At 76.5% G+C, this 1,121-nt stretch carries 2 protein-coding genes; both read right to left on the bottom strand.

Annotation, left to right across the window (positions count from 1 at the left end; genetic code table 11):
• The coding region (locus tag GL263_RS27000; RefSeq protein WP_182858352.1) for a DUF190 domain-containing protein at positions 1-354 on the bottom strand (354 nt) is incomplete at its 3' end.
• Positions 351-821: a fluoride efflux transporter FluC gene (locus GL263_RS26995; protein ID WP_182858351.1), complete on the bottom strand. Its 471-nt coding sequence runs from the start codon at positions 819-821 to the stop codon at positions 351-353. The genes GL263_RS26995 and GL263_RS27000, both read right to left, overlap by 4 nt.
• Between the last annotated feature and the right edge of the window lie 300 nt (positions 822-1,121).

The raw sequence follows: 1,121 nt of genomic DNA, 5'->3' as shown, positions 1-1,121 counted from the left end.
GCCCTCGCCTTCCTGCTCCCCCTCCCGTGACCAGCGGACGATCTCGACCTCGTCCAGCGTCACCGCGCCCTCCGCCACCAGCTCGGCCAGCTCGGGGAGGAAACGCCGGACGCGCTCGGGCCGGTCGACGATCACCACCGCGACCGGCAGGTCCTCGCTCAACGAGAGCAGCCTCGTCGTGTGCACCAGCGCCGACGCGCCGAAGCCCTCGACGCCCCGGAACGCGCTGGCGCCCGCGAGCCCCGCCTCCCGCGCCCGGTGCACGACCTCGCTGTAGAGCGGCCGGTGCCGCCACACGTCGCTCTCGCCCACGTAGACCGTCAGCCGCAGCGCCGACTCGGTGGAAGTCCTCATACTCGCCTCCGCAGGATCGTTCGGCGGGTCAGCACGGTGGCGGCCCACACCGCCGAGAGGGCCGCCGCCAACGTCCCCACCAGATAGGTCAGGGCCGTGGCCGCGTGCCCGGCACGAAGCAGCGCGTCCGCCTCCCCGGCGTACGCGGAGAGGGTGGTGAAACCGCCGAGCACCCCGGTGCCCAGGAACGGCCGCAGCAGCCGGTGCCCGACGGCGGCGTCGACGACCACCGCCATGAGCACGCCGATCAACGCGCACCCCGCCACGTCCACGGCGAACGTCGCCCAGGGGAAGCCGTCGGCCGTCGTCGGCAGCAGCAGCGCGACGCCGTACCGGGCGCCCGCGCCCAGGGCGCCGCCCGCCGCGACGACGGCCACCACGGGCAGCTGTCCGCGCGTCAGCACGCGCGGCCGCCCCGCGCGCCGCGCGCCGGACCCGGCACGCTCCTTCTCCGGAAGACCGGTCAACGTCCCTCCCACTCGTCCGGCGCCTCTTACCGGGCGCGCCCGACCACGAGCAGGGACCGTTGGCGGCGCTCTCGCCGCGGTTGGGTACGGCGGGCCCCACCGCCGCGCGACGCACGGCGGCCGCTGCCGCCCGTCCGTCGCCGTCCCCTCCGGGAACGGCACCAGCGTAGCCAAAGCACCTCCGGCAGGCCCGTCGGCCCGCCCGTCCCGGTGGCAGCCGCCACCGGGAACGCGGCCCGCCGACGCGACCACACCCGTCGCCCGACCGCCCCCTGCTAGCGTCGGCGTCGACCGCTCACC

Source organism: Streptomyces durbertensis (genome assembly GCF_014156695.1).
GTDB lineage: Bacteria > Actinomycetota > Actinomycetes > Streptomycetales > Streptomycetaceae > Streptomyces > Streptomyces durbertensis.
This window is presented reverse-complemented; position numbering and strand designations above follow the sequence as displayed.